Raw genomic sequence first — 15,524 nt, 5'->3', positions numbered from 1 at the left:
AAATCAAATCCTCAAAACTATAAGGAAACAAAACCAGCTGATTTTGATTATAATGTTTAAAATCCATGAACAACTATCTGATTATCAGATATAAACATAAGAAACATAAGAAAAATAAAAATTATAACCAAAAAAAATCCGCCTCAGTTGTGAGACGGATTCAATTTATTAAAAAGAGCATAGTATTTATACTACCTTTTTTTACTATAATATGAGGAAATTAGTTTTGCTATATAAAATCCTATGGTGAAAATTATATTCTTCTTTCAAGAAAAGTGCATTTAATAATGTTTCATGAAAGTTTGAAAACTAATCGTACGACATCAAGGATTAAACTATTTATCTATTAAATAAATCAGTTCTGCAAAAATAATCAAAAAAATAAAACTAATCATCATTGTCAATGATTAATAGAATTCGTTTAGATCACCGTCCCTTGATATTCTTTTACAACAAAATGATTAATGTAGTCAGAATTTAAAATTCTTTTTAATAACTCCTTATCAGTGCTTAGCAAATCTAAATTCAGATGACCGGATATTTTTATAACAAAATTTATTTTACTATTTGAAATATCAATATCATTATATAACATCTCCTGTTGTTTAAATACAGCATGCGGATAAGAAATCAGATCAACAGCGTATTTCAATAATTCTTTTTTTGACAATAGTAAGGCACCAATAAAGTTAGTAGAAATCCCATTTTTATGGAACAAATCCCGCAATAAAGGTAATGTGTTATCTTCAGTAGGAAACCAATCCCTATCAACATAATCATGATTAACAATCCATAAATCCTCGCTGTCAAAATGCTCTATCAGATTTTTAAACAAAGGTTCATACTTCTCAATAAATTCTACAGGTGCGATATGTTTCACATCACCAGGTAATTGTACGGATACTCCGAACCATTTTTTTAATGACAGATATTTTTTTCTATCGTATGGTAGAAGTTCTTTAACTTCTGTTTTGAATTCGATCATAAATATTTATTAATTACTTTATCTTAGTTAGAATATTCAATCTCATGCCTTTACAAAAATTTCAATTTGTTACACTTCCATATAAAGATTTGATTGAATTAATTTTTTTGATATTACTAATAATTTTATACGGCATAAAAATTAGATAATTTTAGAATGAGTTATATTTTTGTCAAAATCAACCCCGCACTATTCTATAGAGTACTATGATCCATAAAGATCCATATTTTTGTAGTCAGGCTGTTGATTCATCTGCATCTGTAATATGGGTGTCATTAAAAAAGGTGTCAATCTGCCCGCTGCGCGATCTAGAAGTTTTAAACCTCCCATGATAATGGCTGCCCCTACCACTACTTTTACAATTGGATATACTGCCGTGTAACCACCACCTTTAGGTTCTTGTCTATCCCAATGTGGGGCATGTGTTCCATTATGATCGTCTGGCACCCAAACTCTACCATCTTTGTCAACCCATCCTGTCCCTCTACCATTTGGATTCCTAACCTTTCTATTACCTCCTTTTGGAGCTTTAAATTCAGGATGATCCGGTGGACTCTCTTTCATTTCAGGCAAAGTTTGTTTCTTTTTAGGTTTAGGATCTTCCTGATAATTTCCTGTTTCATTAATTTTGTGCATTGTATGATTAAACCCGGCAACAAATCCTCCAATTAAAGCTCCTTGCCAAAAGTTTCCACCACTTAATTCTGAACCCACTCCTCCTGCTATTGCTCCAAAAGAAATCGTTCCAACAGCACTGCTTGCAAATTTTCCCGCAATAGCACTAAATGCAGATGCACCCATACTACCTAAGAATCCCGAAGCAAAAGCATTTCCAAATCCTTGCCCCTGTACTAAAGATATCACTCCTTGTGCTAAAGCGTGTGCTGTACCTTGTACAAATATAGTCCCCAGTTTCCCAAGTTCCATTGCAATCTGTGTAGCAGTGCCGGCTGATGTGACAAATACACTGCCTATACCAAATGTTGCAGCTGCTGACGCTGCGCCAAATAAAGTTGATTTTATGAATGAGCCCAAGTTCCAATTCTGACCTGTGATTGAAGTCATTATTGTATAACTAAAAGACGCTACCATAGATCCTATAATTACTGCAGATAAAAAAGCTGATTCAACAATCCACTCTCCATTAGGATCATTGAAAATCAAAGGGTTGTTCAGTACATACCCATATTTATTATATATCTGAGTATTGTAACGATCTTGAATATTTTCATCGGCGTTTAAAAATCTTCTTAGTAATGGATCATACAATCTGCCATTCATATGGATAATGCCTACCTCTGAAAAATGCTCATGACTGGTATAACCTCTGTCTGTAATTAACGAAGTATTATCAATCACATCTTTGTCTGTGATAACGGATCCTGTTCCAATTTTTAAATGGGTAATATTACCCCATGCATCGTAATGTCTCTGTTCCAACTTATTTCCCGCCTCATCGCTAATCGCTAAAATACTTCCCAAGTAATCTTTATGTAAGAATTTGTAAGAACCTGTACTTTCATCGTAGTTTTTTAAATATATAATACTACTTTCATAAGGACTTCCTCCGATATAAAGTACATGTTTTTCCTTCCCTGTATTATTATCTTTTACAATTTCAAAGCTTCCGTCCTCGCTGTAAAATTTAGTAAACTTCCCTTCTCCGTCACTATTAAAGTTTCCACCATAGGTAACTTTCTGTCTCATGTTTGTCAGTCCATACTGAAATGCTACATCCCCCTTTTCTCCATCAATAAATACAGGATCATTATTTTCATTGTAAACAATACTTTGAATTAGATCATTGTTGTAATTTTGAGTTCCGGCAGCATTTAATGTCATTCCCGTAGGCTGGTAAATCTTAGCAGAATTTTCAAATTTTATTACTCCTACCTGATCGTTATGAGTAATTCTCCCTTTGACATCATACGTGTTTTGAGAAGCCTGTCCTGTTCTAGGATTGGTCCAATTAATTAACCTGTTATTATCATCGTATTCAAAGGTTTCTGTAATGCTTAAGTCACCACTTGTGATTCTACTGCTTAATTCATTCTTTATTGCATCAAAGTTATAAATTACTTGCAGTATGCTTGGTGTGCCTTCTAATTGAAGTCTATATTGATGATCTATATTGGCCAAGAATCCATTATTATCATAGCTATTTAATATTCTGGATCTTCCAAGATTGGCTTTTACTATCTGTCCTTTTGCATTTGTTTCCTGAAGTACCCACAGTACTCTTCCTGAGTTTATGTCTTTAACCGTCGACAATTGTCCGTTCCAAGAGCTGTAAATATTTTCAATCTGTAATTTTGTCAGAACTCCGGAAGAATATAACTGCTTTTCATAAGATATAACCCGTGCCTTATCGTCGTAAGTAATTCCTTTCTGGATAAAGTATTTTCCATTACTATTTTCTGATGAAGACAATACTCTTCCATGAGGATCATACAATATATTTGAGCTGTAAGCTTTCCCTTTTGATGTTCCTGATTTTGCAATTACCCTTCCCTTATCATCATAGGAGAAAGAAATCAACTTGTTCGTAGCTTCTCCTCCATCAGAGGTGGATAATTCTTTTTGAGTAATTAACTGACCTAAATTATTGTAAGTATATTCTTTGGTTCCTTTTGGACTTATTATTTTCTTTGTCTGTCCAAAACCATCATATTCATATTTATATAATCCATTCGAAGGATCATTAAATTCAGATTTCCTTCCCCATGCATCATATTTCGTTGTAACAATATTTTCTGCATATTGAGCCTTGATTTGATCTCCTGCTGCATTATATGCAAATTGAATAGTACCTCCTTTATCTGTTGATAAGACAACATTTCCTAATGCATCAGCTGTTTTTGTAGTGATTTTATTATAATTATTAATTTCTCTTACTGTTGTGATTAATCCTGAAACAGTAGTTTCCACCTGCTTGCCAGTAAATGCCGTTGCGGTTACTTTAGTTGGGTAAAAGTTGTCATCATATATGATTGTATTCCATTGCCATGGGCTTTGACCATCAAAATAGGGCTCACTTTCATTAATTTTTCTTCCTAAAACATCATACTGAATATCCTTTGAAACAAACTGTCCCTGATCAAATGATTTCGTTGTCGTCCTGTAATTCTGACCAATTTTATTAGTGAATTTTTTTGAAATATTTCCATCAGACTCATATTGTATCAGTGTAATATTTGAATTTTCATCTCTTTTATATTCGTACGTTGTAATTCCTTCTAAATTGCTTTTTGAAGTCATGAGTTTCCCCCAACCGTCATAAGTATTTGTTTGAATATTATCCATCGGATCTGTCTGACTTAAAATTTGTCCCCAATTATTATAGGAAATATTAGTCACCAGGCCCAGATTATCAGTCTTTTTTAAAACGAACCGACCTTTAGTATCATATTCTGCCAATGTATTTTGAACCTGAGAATCTAAACTATTGCCCATTGATTTCTGAACAACATTCCCAAAACCATCATATTGATAAGTTTCTGTAATATATCCGGTATTATCTCTATTCCAGGACTTAAATATTTTTAAGAGATTATCTTCATAAATATATTCTTCTTTAGCTGATTTAGTGTCTCCATAAGCTTGTGAAAAATCTGTTTTTGATTTGGGGCGGCCTATGTAATAATCCGCTCCGGAACCTGAAGGGTTGTGATAATATTCAAAGACGGAAGTAATTATTGAGTATCCGTTATTTACATTAGTTATGCTTTGTACAGGAACGTAATAGTCACCATAAATAATGTTTCCTGTCGTGAGAATACCTGTCAAAAAATCTTTTTTTCTGGTGGCTGTAGGGATAAAAGCTGTTACTACTTTCGACTTTTCAGCATCTGTTACGTTGCTTGTTACTTGTCCATTTACAATCTTATCGGTCTGATAATTGGTTGATTTGAAGCTTAGCAACTGCGAGTTGTTTTCAGATATATCATTAGGAAATATTTGATTATTATCATTGGTTCTGACTGTCCATTCCTTGATCGGTGCTGCCGATTGCAGCGGATCCATTTCAACTCCTGACCATATTATCGTATTTTCAAAACCTGTAGCATACCATGACGAACGTGCAGCCTGACGGAAACCAATCATACCTTTACCGATAAAGTGGCTTAAGAAGCCTCTATATTTAAAGTCCTGATTTAATATTCCGTTTGGAACAGCTTGCTTTAATTTTGATACTGCTGTTGATAAAGGTATGAGTTCCAGCTCAAAATACGGAAATAATTCTTTTTTCGTTGGCTTATAAAAATTTGAATCTATTTTTGAATTTAGTTCCTGATACACAACTTCTGTTGTATTTCCACCTTGCGTAATAAATCGTGCCCTTGAAATAGTTGGCAAGTATGTATATCCATATTGTGTAACATAATTGTACGCACATCCATTAATTCCTGAACAATCATCAGGTCTACCTATTGATATAATCTGTTGGTTAGTCTGATTTAAACTCAAAGTACCAAAAGGAATAATCTTCTGTGTATATTCCCTTCTCCAATCTCTAACTCTATAAAACTGTAAATCGCCATTTGTTTGAATTGGTGAACTTTGTAAGAAAGCACTATCTCCACCGGCACTAGAATAAAATCCTTTTGCAAAATTTGCCGTACCGTCTGTAGTGGTCTTATTGACCGAATACACAAAGGTGCGTAAAACCGTTTTTTCTTCGTCACGATGGTGCGACCATTCGTGATTATGCATAAAAACATAGCTCACAACAATATCTGATTTACCATCCGCATCCAAGTCAGCAACATTGTACTGAAAATATCTGCTTTCTGAAAATGAGCATCCTCCGCCTGATTCCCAAACGTGATGACTGCTTTCCATCAATGTTTCATTTCCTGAACTATAATAAATAAAATTATTGATTGTTGAGTGGTTAAAGCTTTTACCATCCGACGTGTATAAATTCCAGTTGTAGGATTTATTGGCCTGCGGTACCAAAATATCCATCTTTCTATCTCCATTGAAATCTCCGAATAGTGCCCCAGATGAAACTCCTTGAAGAGTTTGACCCGAAAAGTTGCCTACGTTTTCTTTGAAATAAGTTCCATCGGTCTGTTTTTTGAAATTAAATACACTTGTCATTGCACCATTTGAAGTCAACTGAATAATGTCTTGTATACCATCACCGTTTAAATCAAAGAAGCGATTATTTTTATTGTTTTCGGAAGCATCATTAATATTAACTCCTCCATCATAGTTGTAGCTGTTAGTTGTGATGTCTAAATTTTCGTCTATATCTAATAAAAATGATCTGTGATATGTAAAAAAGTCAGTAGTACCTCCGCCACCAGGCGGAATTATTTTGGCTTGCTCATCAGCTTCCAGGTTGGATAGCAAATCATCTCCATACTCAACATTCGATGAGTTAATTTTTGGTTGAGCGTTAAGTTTGGAAGAAGCAGGCGCGGCTAAATAAGTATTATCCGGAATAGATGTTTTAAATGGATTTGGAGCGCTTGTACATCGATTCCTTTTGTTAAATCCTATCATTATCTCCGAAATGCCATCACCCTCGTAATCGTAAGCCTCTAAATAACCCACATTCATTGCTACAGCGGATGTACATTCATCTCCGCCACTCAGCTCACCGCCGGGACTGTAAAAACTGTAAGGAATTAGTTTTGTGTATTCCAGTTTAAATTTATAGTCAGAAGTATCGACAGAGTAAACTAGTAACTCAAAGTTTGGTTTTTGGGAATCATTAGTTGCAACTTTATGAGGTATTACAATGCCAACTTTATTTTTAACATAACCATCTTTTTTAAATGTTATAGAAGTAGCCTTAGCAAATTCATCCGATGTAAATCTGTTGAATTCATATTGTAGAGGTATTAATGATACATCCTTGTAAACTGAACTTTTAAAATTGATCACCCCTACCTGACCAGAAGGTGAAGATCCCGGAGTAGGAATAAACTCAAGATAATCAGTAATTCCGTCCATGTCAAAATCACCATATTTTTTGGTGTTTGACGTAGCGATACTGTTTTCTTTTGTCGTCTCTTCATTTGCAGGCTGATACTGTTCATAATCTACCAAAATAGGATTTGCAGCCTGGTCGCTAGAATTGTATTCTGTAATTTTATTTGCGAACTGATAGCTTGTTCCGTTATTTGTATACTCAACTGTATATCTCTTAAATAGATTATTGTCGGTTTTGACAATAATTTCTTTTAATAGTTGATTTTGAATAAACTTTATTCCATGTAAATAATTTATTTCTTTTAAAGATCTTTCATTAAAATAATTTAATTCGATCTTGTTAAAATGCGGTTTGTTCGTTAAATCATTGCCTCCCCATTCTATACTTGAAATAACAGATACATTGGTAGAAGCGTTTTGTATATAGTTGTATGAAATATAATTTCCCTGTGTGTCTTTCCATTTTACAAGATTATATTCCAATGGAGTTTTTGAAGCATTTTCACCAATTGTTGTACCTCCATACCACCCCTGTGAACCATCTTCAAATGTTACATGCCAATATTGAGGACCCTGCCAAATTTGACCACTAATTGATCCGACAGATTTAATTTTTACATTAGAATATTTTTCTGTTTCATACTCTGCACCATCCCTTCCGTACTCGCCTGATTTTAAAATTAATCGTTGACCATTAAAACTGTATATATCAGAATAATCAAATTGAAGATTCTTTATTTCTCCATTTATTTCAATTGTTTTGTTAATTCTCGAGATCGCGGTTATTCCTGACAAATTCCACCCATATCCTGCGACACCATTTCCAACGCCGCTGGTATACACCAGATTAACTTGGGGTGCTATGCTTTTTACTCCTGGAGGCAAAGCTACCGGAAAAGTAAATTGAAGTTGACCTGCACCGTTTACATCGATGTTTCCTTTAGTATCATGAAAACTTTTTCCTGACGGAGCCGTCGTGCCTGACGGATTATTCGTGCCCGCTTGAGAATCCGTTGGTCCTCCTCCGGGATTATCTGTTCCGGGACCTATTTTTGCAACAAAAGGATTCGACACTCCAGATGTAGCTCTGAATCCGGGTGCCAATATAACCGTCTGTGGATCTTGAACCGTTCTGGTGGTACTTTCATTCTGATGCAATATAGTTTGAGAATAGCCCAGAACTGACAGTAATGATATAATTATTGAATACAATAATTTCATATTCGTTATTTTATAATTTAAGTGGAAAATTTATTTATCTTTTAGTTATATTTCTACTGAAAACACGACCATCTTTCAATTTAACAGAAAGAATATATACCCCCCAATCATACCCGGTCATGTTTATTTTCAACTGTCTATTAAGATTTGGAAGATTTTGCTGCTGAAATTTCCAATGAACCGTACTGTGCTGATAAAGTGAAACTGTTTCAATCAATGCATCAAGTTCTTCCGTCCAATCAATCGTTAAAACGTCATTTACAGGTACGGGATAAAGCCTAATTTGCTTCCAGAAATCTTTTGTATCTATTTCTTTTTTATCAGGAAATACATCCTGTACAATAATGGTTTCAATTTTCTTTTCTATGGGCAATAAATCTTTAGGTGCTTGTTTTCCGCTAGCATTTGGCCCTCTGTATCTTTGATTGCCAGCCTCATCGTATTTAAAGTAAACTTCAGTTTGTGAATATCCAAAGAAGCTTATGCACAATGACATTAATGAAAGTAACTTTTTTCTCATATTTATGGTTTTTTATCTACTATTATCTTTTCAATTTTTTTTTCCAGATCGGAAATCTTGTTATTTTGCGACTCTATGATTTTATTTTGATCTATTGAGTGGAGCGTTAATTCTTCAATTTTCTCTAAAAGCTTAGCGCTGATTTCTCCTAATTTCACTCCTTTATTTTGAACCTCAAGAGCAGATGGAATATTGGGTAAATGCCCATTTTTTAAGATAAAACTTTCAATTTCTGACAAAGACATAAGTTGGTATTCATTTTTAAAAACATAATCCGGCCAATTCTGTAAATCTACTTTAACTTCTTTCGCATGGATAACTCCATTCACATCAAGTTTATTGGTAGGGTTGCTTACTCCAATCCCAACATTTCCGTTTTCTATAACTGCAAAATTCGAAGTCTTTGCATTAATATCAAAAGTACCATTGTATGTTCCTTTTGGTAAATTGTACAAAGGATCAGTTATAGATACAGTCGTTAAGCTCTGACCAGTATCATCCTGATATGAGCCGTCATTTCTGATCAGATCAGCATTTCCGTAATAATATAACGTTCCACCACGGAGATAGACAATAATATCATTGTTTTGTTGAGCACATAGTACTCTTCCTACAAATGAGATTACTTTTGAGTTTGACACAGGTTCATCAATACCGTATGTAAAATTATCTACACGAAGGCTATTGCCATTTGATCCCCAGCCATTACCGATTCCAGTAACAGATAAAATACCGTGTGCTAACCATCCTCTTGTTTCATGAATGTTAGGTCTAGATACAAAAAAAGTTCTATTTCCACCATCCGGAGTTGTAGATCTGAATACAACAGGGACATATTGACTTTGGGTTCCTACTGTTGTGAAATTTTGAAATGTCTGCGCATTGAATTGCTGGATAATTACTATAATAAGTAATAAACAAAGTTTTTTCATAAAAAATTTTTATAATTTGATTATCTAAAAAATTGTCTACTTTCCAATAGACTCATTCAGTAATTTCATGGATTTTTTCAGTAACATTATTTGCTTGTTCTGTTCGATTAGATATAGAGTTAACTCCTCAATTTTCTCCATAAGTTTAACATTCATCTGTGCTACATTGATTCCGTTTTCAAGTATTTCTGACTCTGAAGGAACATTTGGCAGATAGCCTTTTTCTTTAATATGCTTTTCAACACTTTCCAATGTCTGTAACTTGTAATCATCTTTGAAAACATAATCAGCCCAGACATCTGTTTTGACTTCAACTTCTTTTGCATAAACTTTACCATTGAACCGAGCAGTAGCATTATTAAAGAACTTTGCCCAAACACCATTATGATTATCTTCAAATCCTATATATGAACTTCCGTCATTAGAGTTATTAGGAATAGAAAACAGTATGTTTTGGGATGCACCACTACCGCTGCTTAAAGTTCTAAATACAGTATCCCCGGGTCGTGCGCCTGTAGCCCAACAATCATTGCAAGGTGATCTAGCGATCTGAAAATTTCCTAATGAGTTCGCAATTTCCACATAGGTACCGTCGGCTTTGAAAATTCTAAGACTTGCCTCTGAATTAGAAGGATCGTTTTTACCAATTTTAACGTTCCCTGAAGAATCTTCTAATATAGCTCTCATCCATGATTGTGAAGGATTATGATTGGTTTTCCTAAAATATAAATCCTGATTAAAAAAACTTCCGGCAAATTGCATCCCATAATTATTATTTGGATTGGAATGCCTAACATCTAAAAGATGCCACCAATCTGTTGCTCCGGCAGGAAAATTAGTTGGGGAGCTGGCTTCGTAAAAGCCACTGACTGTAGTAGGTGCTCCTGCATCGTTTCTTACTTGGGTCTGAGCAAAAATTGTAGAACATGCCACCATAGCGGCAAAAAATAAAATTTTCTTCATAGAAATAAACTGATTTAGTGTAATTGCAGCTGATATCAATACCTATTCTTTCTTACAGTAATGAAAAATTCAGCGCTGCAAATTTAACATTTTTTAACAATAATCAATCTCTCATCAACGAGAATTAACATGAAACTTATCATGCTGATTTTAAACAAAAATATCTGTTAAATACGACAATACTTGTCGTACCAAAAAATCATTAGCATTTTATAGGTTATTGATATTTTGCGGTATTCGTCAAACGGCTAATCAGCTAAAATATAATGTCGAAATAATTAAAGCAAAAAACAAAATTCTTTTTATAAGTACAATTTGGATATGCAAACAAAAATTCCAGTATAAGTTAAGCTACATTTTGATAAATTTTGTTTTGATTGTTAAATTCTTCTATTGTTTGGTAGTTCAGAGTACTGTGGCGTCTTTTTTTGTTGTACCAGACTTCGATGTATTCGAAAATTTCCAGCTCCATTTTTTCTTTTGTAATGAGTTTGTTTCCATAAATGAGCTCCGTTTTTAATGATTTGAAAAAACTTTCAGCCACTGCATTATCCCAACAATTACCTCTGCGGCTCATACTTCTTGTAACACCATAAAATTTCAAAGTATTTGCAAATTTTCTGCTTGCATATTGAACGCCTCTGTCGCTATGAAAAATTAATCCTTCCCCTATTTTCCTGATTTTGACAGCCATTTTCCAAGCAGCAAGACTTGTTTCTTCGGTGCTCATCCCGTTGCTTAAACTCCATCCAATAATTTTTCTATCATACAAATCAATCACTGTTGTTAAGTACAAAAATCCTTCTTTGGTCTGAATATAAGTAATATCAGAAACCCAAGCTTGCGCAGGTTTCTCAGCAATGAAATTCCTGTCCAACACATTCTCTACTACCAAATAATTGTGTTTAGAATTTGTAGTTACTTTAAATTTCTTGCTTAGTTTACTTCTCAAACCCAGCTCTTTCATATATTTTGCAACAGTTATTCTGGAGATTTTGTAGCCTAAAGAATTCAATTCAAAAGTAATTCTTGGACTTCCGTAGCGTTGTTTGGATGAGAAATAAATTGAGGTTATCTGCTCTTTTACTTTTTTCTTCAAAAGCAGTTTCTTGCTAAAGGGTCTGCTTTTCCATTTAAAATAGCCACTGGAACTTAGTTTTAAAATCTGGCACATCTTTTCAATCGGGAAAATAGATTCATTATTTTTTATGAATTTATATTTCATCGACCGCTCTTGGAAATACGAAGTATTCGTAAATACCTTAAAAAGAAATAAAACTAATGAACATAAGATGCCGATTGCTTTTTTTAATATATCGCGTTCCAGTTCTGCATCTTTCAGCTTTTTTTCAAGCCAGGGGTTAATTTTAAATTCCCGTTCCCCGGAAAGCTTCCTTCCCCAAACTCTTCGTATTCTTTGCGCCATTTGTAAAGTAATGTGACTGCAATTCCCAGTTCACGTGCAAGTTCTGAGATATTAGTTCGCTCATTGCTCAGTTGAACGGCTTTGGTCTTAAAAGCAGGATCGTAGATTTTTCGCTCTCGTTTCATAGGTTAAAATTAAGGTTTTATGCTTAACTTTTACTGTACGCTAAATTAGTACATCCAAAATCAAGTACGAAAGCAGATTCCAATCCTATTGACTGTGGAGCTAGCTTCCGGTAGGCACGCTCTTCGTAAGCAAATTCAACCGGACAAAACATGCATTGAGTTGTAACCTGAGTCTGGTTGTAATGAAACCCATCAAGATAATCAGTAATTTTGGTAGTTACATTTCCTGAACGTTCAGGAATTGAGGTAAACTTTTTTCTGAGTTTTACACCGTCTGCCCTATAGAGATAATTCATATCATAACTTCCAAAAGCAGATTGTAGGGCTGAAAAATCGACATTTTTGAAGGAAAGGTCCAAATGATTATAACGCATATTAAAAAGACCTTTATCAGGCATAGCGGTGAAAGAGAACTTTCGATTGAAGCTCTTGATAAAATCGGCAAACTTTTCTCAATGACTATTGACCAGATTGTAAACTACGAAGGCGATATCCCAACCGAAGTAACGATTGAGAACAAAGATTTGAACGAACGATTAAAACTAATTGACCAGCTGGAAGAGGAAGATAAAAACGCAATCTACCGCATTATCAATGGAATGCTCACTAAATCTAAATTTAAAGACTTCTTTAATAAAAATGTGGCTGCATTGTAAACAAAAACCCCTCGCATTTTGAGAGGGGTTTGTTTTATATATCATTCTTTCAAGTACCAATTTCCTTTATACTTTTTATAAGGATATCCTTTTTTAACTCTTTCAGCATTTGGTAATTTATGAAATCTAATTAATAAGGCAGGGGAATTAATTTCAAAAGGATTTATAAACACATTATTATCTTCATCAACAGATAATAGAACAAAATCATATTTACGAAAATAAGTTATTAGCTTTTCAATTTTTTCATTGCTAAAATAATCAGGAATTTTTGCTTTTTTTAATGTTGAGTTATTTATTAAAATTATTTTGTTTGTGATTTCATCATATTCAATAAAATAAAGAGGTTTATTGCCTTCTGAATCTCCTATCATATATATTGTTTCTGAACTGTTTTGTTGTCTAATAGCAATAAAAGCCCCTTTGAAAACAGAAAAGTCAGAGCCCTCATATTTGGATATAACAGAATCTATATCTTGTGTTCTTGAATTTTGACAAGAGTAAAAAACAACAAAACTCAAAAAAAATATTATTTTAAAAACTTTACCTCCCATTATTATTTTGTTTTTGTTTTTGAACCGCCTTCTCTAAGATTGCTCTAAAATTATTTCTACTAGAATAATTAGCTCCTTTGATGATAGACCTTTGATCGTCTTTAGAGTCCCATTGAGCTTTATATCCATTACTCTTTGAATTAATTAAGCTGTTGGCTTGTCCAGCCATTTGTAATGTTGAATAATCAAAACCCAACGTATAACCAGAAGCAGCCCATAGATAGTTGCCAAAATTCATATGATTTTGAGCTGTATTATCTCCCTCTGGAATAAATAGCATCGGAGAAGGTTTGGTCAGAGGACTGAAACTTGCGCCCTCTGAAGCAAATTCGGATGGTATTATAGAATAAGAATAATCAAATTTTTGCCCGCCTTTACTTTCTTTATAAAAATTTGACCAATTATCTTTATTATCAGGCTCAAAAGCACCTTGTTGGTTTAGCATACTTTCAATTTGATTTTTGCCTACAAAAACAACTTTATTAATCGTACCACTTCTAATGTCTTTTGTGTCATTTACTGGATCGGAAAATTGATAATTTTGCCTTGCTCCTGTTTTTGAGTTTTCAATTACTAATTTATCCGGTTGATTATTTTTATCTATTCTTACGAACTTTCCGTGTTGATTAAATATAAAATCATCTTTCGGTTCTCGTCCGTCAGGATCAGTAAATCTTAACGGATTATCAAAGGCATAAGAGTAAGGCGACCAGCTCGGCATTTTCTCCGCCAACGGATCCACCACACCCCATCTTCCAATATCCGGCATATAAAATCTCGCTCCATAATCATACATGCCGGTCTCCTGAATTTCTTTTCCGTTGTACTTGTAATTGTAGTCAGTCTATTTTTATCTAGAAACTTCCGAAAGATTGTTTAAATATTTAAATATTTTCTGATAATTAATAAGTCTTTCGTCATTTTGATTTTCAATATTTTCATTTAATTGATAAAAAAACAGATCATTGTCTTTTTTGATTAGTCCAATATATCTATTGCAATCAAAACAATTATTGCATGTATTTAATACTCCTTTTGGCGCAAAATCACTAAATAAATTAACAACGTCTATTTCATTTATTTCAACTTTTTTCACACTACTTATTTTGCCATTGGATACTTCTTTATATTCCCAGGAATCTTCACTTTTTTTCCATCTTTTAAAATTATAATTTAAATCTCCACTCTTATTCTTTATAAAAATAATATCGTAATTATCTTTTGATTTATAAAAATCTTGAACTTCGTTATTTAATAGTAAGTCCTGAAACGTAAAATTAATACTGTTACCTTCAGTAAAAATCAAACATTTATCAATGTCCTCTTTGTACTGAGCTTGGCACATGAAAAAAGATAAGAAAATTGAAAATATTAAAATATACCTGCCAATTTGTTTATTTCTTTTTATAATATTCATATCCTGGTTTAATTACATTAATATTTTTTGAGTTAATTTCGATTTTTCCTGTAAATGGATTTTTATAATAGGTAGTAATATTATCATATGACTTTCTCAATGGAAGTTTTTTACCTGAAGGATCCACTTGAGCTCTGATAATATTTTCAATATGTGAAGCTTCTGATTCCTCTTTTTGACTTACAGTAGAATTATGTTGCATTGATTTTAGAACATAGTCATCAGATATACTGCCTTGATATTTATCTTCTACTAAACCTTTATCAAATCGGATAGCATGCCCTTCCTCATGACCAATTCCAATTATATTTGTTCCTAAATCAACACCACTAACTGTTGTATCATTCAGGTCAAGATAAATATCTGTTCCACCTCCTTTTTGTTGTTCATAATCATCTTTAGGCTTAACTTGCATAGGAATCATCTTTCCTTCAGAATTTTTTTCGTTTAAGTGAATAGTATGAACTTTATCTGAATCTTTTAAAATATTCCAATTCTTGCGAGCTTCCTCTGATTTATTGTTTAATTCTCGTTGTGTTTTTTTGAATTCTCTTCTTAATTCTCTATTTTCCTTTTTTGTCTTATTAGGATCATTTGCATATTCTATTTGCATTCCATCAGGATTAATAAATCTAATAGGATTATTAATCGCATAACCATATGGATTATGATGTCTGTAAATTTCCGCAAGCGGATCAACAACACCCCATCTTCCAATATCCGACATATAAAATCTCGCTCCATAATCATACATGCCCGTCTCTGTCTGTAATTCTTTATTA

Annotated in this window: 11 protein-coding genes and 1 pseudogene; 1 reads left to right on the top strand and 11 read right to left on the bottom strand. The window is 33.4% G+C overall.

Translation table 11 applies throughout. From position 1 onward, the window contains the following. Positions 1–421 precede the first annotated feature (421 nt). The 7 genes from AC2A07_RS19255 to AC2A07_RS19225 all read right to left on the bottom strand — a co-directional run bounded on the left by AC2A07_RS19255 (position 422) and on the right by AC2A07_RS19225 (position 12,489). Positions 422–985, bottom strand: a complete 564-nt coding sequence (locus AC2A07_RS19255; protein WP_484051732.1) for a hypothetical protein — start codon at positions 983–985, stop codon at positions 422–424. 204 nt (positions 986–1,189) lie between these two features. Next, positions 1,190–8,149, bottom strand: coding sequence for an RHS repeat-associated core domain-containing protein (locus AC2A07_RS19250; RefSeq protein ID WP_484051731.1), 6,960 nt, complete (start codon positions 8,147–8,149; stop codon positions 1,190–1,192). Positions 8,150–8,183: 34 nt separating this feature from the next. After that, a complete protein-coding gene (locus AC2A07_RS19245; RefSeq protein WP_484051730.1) occupies positions 8,184–8,669 on the bottom strand; it encodes a hypothetical protein in 486 nt (161 codons plus the stop codon). Positions 8,670–8,671: 2 nt separating this feature from the next. Then, complete coding sequence (locus AC2A07_RS19240) at positions 8,672–9,601, bottom strand: hypothetical protein (RefSeq protein ID WP_484051729.1); 930 nt, start codon at positions 9,599–9,601, stop codon at positions 8,672–8,674. 36 nt (positions 9,602–9,637) lie between these two features. Beyond that, positions 9,638–10,564 carry a cell wall anchor protein gene (locus AC2A07_RS19235; protein ID WP_484051728.1) on the bottom strand — a complete coding sequence of 309 codons (927 nt, stop codon included), beginning with the start codon at positions 10,562–10,564 and terminating at the stop codon, positions 9,638–9,640. Between the two features lie 346 nt (positions 10,565–10,910). Further along, a protein-coding gene (locus AC2A07_RS19230) for an IS3 family transposase (protein ID WP_484051727.1) occupies positions 10,911–12,115 on the bottom strand; the annotation gives its coding sequence in 2 pieces (ribosomal slippage) (positions 10,911–11,908 and positions 11,908–12,115; 1,206 coding nt in all). Positions 12,116–12,138: 23 nt separating this feature from the next. Next, complete coding sequence (locus tag AC2A07_RS19225; protein ID WP_484051726.1) at positions 12,139–12,489, bottom strand: hypothetical protein; 351 nt, start codon at positions 12,487–12,489, stop codon at positions 12,139–12,141. Between AC2A07_RS19225 and AC2A07_RS19220 the strand changes: the two genes are divergently transcribed. Then, complete coding sequence (locus tag AC2A07_RS19220; RefSeq protein WP_484051725.1) at positions 12,475–12,771, top strand: helix-turn-helix domain-containing protein; 297 nt, start codon at positions 12,475–12,477, stop codon at positions 12,769–12,771. The two genes, AC2A07_RS19225 and AC2A07_RS19220, sit on opposite strands and share 15 nt — an antisense overlap. A 41-nt stretch (positions 12,772–12,812) precedes the next feature. Here the strand turns inward: AC2A07_RS19220 and AC2A07_RS19215 are convergent, their stop codons facing one another. From AC2A07_RS19215 to AC2A07_RS19200, 4 genes and pseudogenes are all read right to left on the bottom strand, one after another. After that, the gene (locus tag AC2A07_RS19215; protein WP_484051724.1) at positions 12,813–13,325 is read right to left on the bottom strand and encodes a hypothetical protein; all 513 of its coding nucleotides are present in this window, start codon (positions 13,323–13,325) and stop codon (positions 12,813–12,815) included. Beyond that, positions 13,315–14,163: pseudogene (locus AC2A07_RS19210) on the bottom strand (RHS repeat domain-containing protein); the annotation flags it as partial. The gene AC2A07_RS19215 and the pseudogene AC2A07_RS19210, both read right to left, overlap by 11 nt. 12 nt (positions 14,164–14,175) lie before the next feature. Then, positions 14,176–14,742, bottom strand: a complete 567-nt coding sequence (locus tag AC2A07_RS19205; protein ID WP_484051723.1) for a hypothetical protein — start codon at positions 14,740–14,742, stop codon at positions 14,176–14,178. Beyond that, the coding region (locus AC2A07_RS19200; protein WP_484051722.1) for an RHS repeat domain-containing protein at positions 14,720–15,524 on the bottom strand (805 nt) is incomplete at its 5' end. The genes AC2A07_RS19200 and AC2A07_RS19205, both read right to left, overlap by 23 nt.

It is taken from the genome of Chryseobacterium sp. HNCC26DJ238, assembly GCF_057180465.1.
Note: the sequence above shows the minus strand (reverse complement) of the source record. Positions and strands in the feature narration are given on the sequence as shown.

Excerpts from the sequence above, each read along its gene's own strand:
- AC2A07_RS19255 (WP_484051732.1), bottom strand. The coding sequence starts at position 985 with ATGATCGAATTCAAAACAGAAGTTAAAGAACTTCTACCATACGATAGA.
- AC2A07_RS19250 (WP_484051731.1), bottom strand. The coding sequence starts at position 8,149 with ATGAAATTATTGTATTCAATAATTATATCATTACTGTCAGTTCTGGGC.
- AC2A07_RS19245 (WP_484051730.1), bottom strand. The coding sequence starts at position 8,669 with ATGAGAAAAAAGTTACTTTCATTAATGTCATTGTGCATAAGCTTCTTT.
- AC2A07_RS19240 (WP_484051729.1), bottom strand. The coding sequence starts at position 9,601 with ATGAAAAAACTTTGTTTATTACTTATTATAGTAATTATCCAGCAATTC.
- AC2A07_RS19235 (WP_484051728.1), bottom strand. The coding sequence starts at position 10,564 with ATGAAGAAAATTTTATTTTTTGCCGCTATGGTGGCATGTTCTACAATT.
- AC2A07_RS19220 (WP_484051725.1), top strand. The coding sequence starts at position 12,475 with ATGATTATAACGCATATTAAAAAGACCTTTATCAGGCATAGCGGTGAA.
- AC2A07_RS19225 (WP_484051726.1), bottom strand. The coding sequence starts at position 12,489 with ATGCGTTATAATCATTTGGACCTTTCCTTCAAAAATGTCGATTTTTCA.
- AC2A07_RS19215 (WP_484051724.1), bottom strand. The coding sequence starts at position 13,325 with ATGGGAGGTAAAGTTTTTAAAATAATATTTTTTTTGAGTTTTGTTGTT.
- AC2A07_RS19205 (WP_484051723.1), bottom strand. The coding sequence starts at position 14,742 with ATGAATATTATAAAAAGAAATAAACAAATTGGCAGGTATATTTTAATA.